The organism is Saccharomonospora saliphila YIM 90502 (genome assembly GCF_000383795.1).
GTDB lineage: Bacteria > Actinomycetota > Actinomycetes > Mycobacteriales > Pseudonocardiaceae > Saccharomonospora > Saccharomonospora saliphila.
This window is the reverse complement of record NZ_KB912678.1, coordinates 75,285-77,419: the sequence shown is the minus strand read 5'-3', so window position 1 is coordinate 77,419 and position 2,135 is coordinate 75,285. Positions and strand designations below refer to the sequence as shown.

2 protein-coding genes are annotated in these 2,135 nt (G+C 75.2%); one reads left to right on the top strand and one right to left on the bottom strand.

Annotated elements, in window-relative coordinates; all coding sequences use genetic code 11:
* Window positions 1-858 (bottom strand): serine/threonine-protein kinase (locus SACSA_RS0112815; protein WP_157596855.1); only part of this gene is annotated, 858 nt, incomplete at its 3' end.
* A 169-nt stretch (window positions 859-1,027) separates the two neighbouring features.
* Here SACSA_RS0112815 and SACSA_RS22760 point away from each other — a divergent pair.
* The coding region (locus SACSA_RS22760; RefSeq protein ID WP_048876744.1) for an ATP-binding protein at window positions 1,028-2,135 on the top strand (1,108 nt) is incomplete at its 3' end.

Genomic DNA, 2,135 nt, shown 5'->3' with positions numbered 1-2,135 from the left:
TGTGCCCGTCGGCCTCGGCGGGCGTGAGCACCGGTGGTCGCCGCCCCTCGGCCACGGCGCGGGTGGCGTCGCGGACCTGCCGGGCGTCCGGGCGCTGCCGGGGTCGGTGGCGAGCACCGCGGACAGCACCGGTGTCAGGGCGCCCGCGCGGTCGGGCGGGGGGATCGTCGCGGCGGCGACACGGTGCAACAGGGCGAGCGGGTTGCCGTCGCCGTCGCCGAACGGCGGGCTGCCCTGGACCGTGGTGTAGAGCAGGGCGCCCAGCGAGAAGACGTCCGAGGCCGGGGAGGGGTCGGCGCCCCGCGCGACCTCGGGGGCGAGGAAAGCCGGGGTGCCCGCGACCAGGCCCGTCTGCGTCAGCGTCACGTCGCCGCCCGCGTGCGCGATGCCGAAGTCGACGATCTTGGCGGTGCCGTCCGCGCCGAGCAGCACGTTGGCGGGTTTGACGTCCCGGTGCACGATGCCCACGCCGTGCGCGGCGGCCAGCGCGGCGGAGACCTGGGTGCCGATCCGCGCGGCCGAGGCGACCGGCAGCGCTGTCGCCGTGGCCAGCGTCTCGGCCAGGCTGGTGGCGGGGAAGTACTCCATGACCAGGAGGGGGAACCCGTCGTGCTCGGCGACGTCGTGCACGGCCACGGCGTTCGGGTGATGCAGGCGCGCGGCGATGCGGCCCTCCCGCATGACGCGCTCGCGCGCCTGTGCCGCGGTGCCCGCGGCGCCCTGCTGGAGGAGTTGCTTGACCGCGACCGGGCGCTGGAGTCGTTCGTCGTCGGCCAGCCACACGACCCCCATCGCGCCGCTGCCGAGGTGTCGTCGCAGCCGGTACCGGCCCGCGAGCAGCGCACCGACTTCACTCACCGCGCTCGCCCTTCCCGTTGGTGTGTACCCCGGTCAGGGTAAGCACGGATCACGACCGCCACCCCGGCGGTGCCGTTGTCCAGGCAGCACCGTGCCGGTGCGCGGCCACTGGCGACCGGCCCGCTGACGACCGGGGGTGTCGGGGGGAGACACTAGGGTCGGTGCCGTCATGAGAAATCACGATGCCCCTGACGCGCTCATCGGCCGAGCGCACCCGGCGGAACTGCTGCGCGCCCAGATCGCCAGGGCCGCCGACAGCCACGGCGGCCTGGTCCTGGTGACCGGCGAGGCCGGGATCGGCAAGACCGCGCTGGTCAGCAGCGTGGCCGACGAGGCCCGTCGGCAGGCGGCGCTGGTGCTGGGTGGTTCGTGCTGGGACTCCGACAACGCGCCCGGATACTGGCCGTGGGTGCAGGTCGTGCGCGGGCTGCGGCGTGCCGCCACGGCTCAGGAGTGGGCCGCGATCGCGCGGGATTCGGCCGACGAGCTCGCGATTCTGCTCGGGGAGTCCGCACCGACCGAGCAGGTCGACGCGTTCGCGCTCCACGACGCCGTCACCGGTGCGCTCGCCGCGGTCGCGCGGACGCGCCCCGTCGTGGTGATCCTCGACGACCTGCACTGGGCCGACCCCGCTTCGCTCAGGCTGCTGGAGTTCGCGGCGCGGCACACGTGGTTCGAGCGGGTGCTGCTGGTGGGCACCTACCGGGACGTCGAGGTGGAGGCGGCCGACCACACGCTCGCCCCGTTCATCCTGCCCTTGCTGGGCACGGCGACGGTGCTGACGCTGACCGGACTCGACCGTGGCGAGGTCGCCGCGTTGATCGCCCGCACCGTGGGCACCGAACCGGACGCGGACCTGGTCGCCGAGATCCACCGGCGCACGGGCGGCAACCCGTTCTTCGTCGAGCAGACGGCACGCCTGTGGCAGGGCAGCGGCACGGCCGGCGCCATCGCCCCCGGCGTCCGGGACGCGGTGCGGCGCAGACTCGCCCTGCTGCCGGACGCCGTGACCGACCTGCTCAGCGACGCGGCGGTGCTCGGTAAGGAGTTCCACCGCCAGGTCCTGGCCGCGGCGGTGTCCGCGCCCGCGGCGCAGGTCGACCGCCTGCTGGAACGGGCGACGGCCGCGCGGCTGGTGCTCGTGCGGGGGGACGGCGTCTTCGCGTTCGCCCACGATCTGGTGCGCGAGACGCTCTACGACGCACTCGACGAGACGACGCGGCGGCGTGGACACGCCGCCGCGGCACGGGCGCTCGACCGCGCGCCCGCTCTGGCCG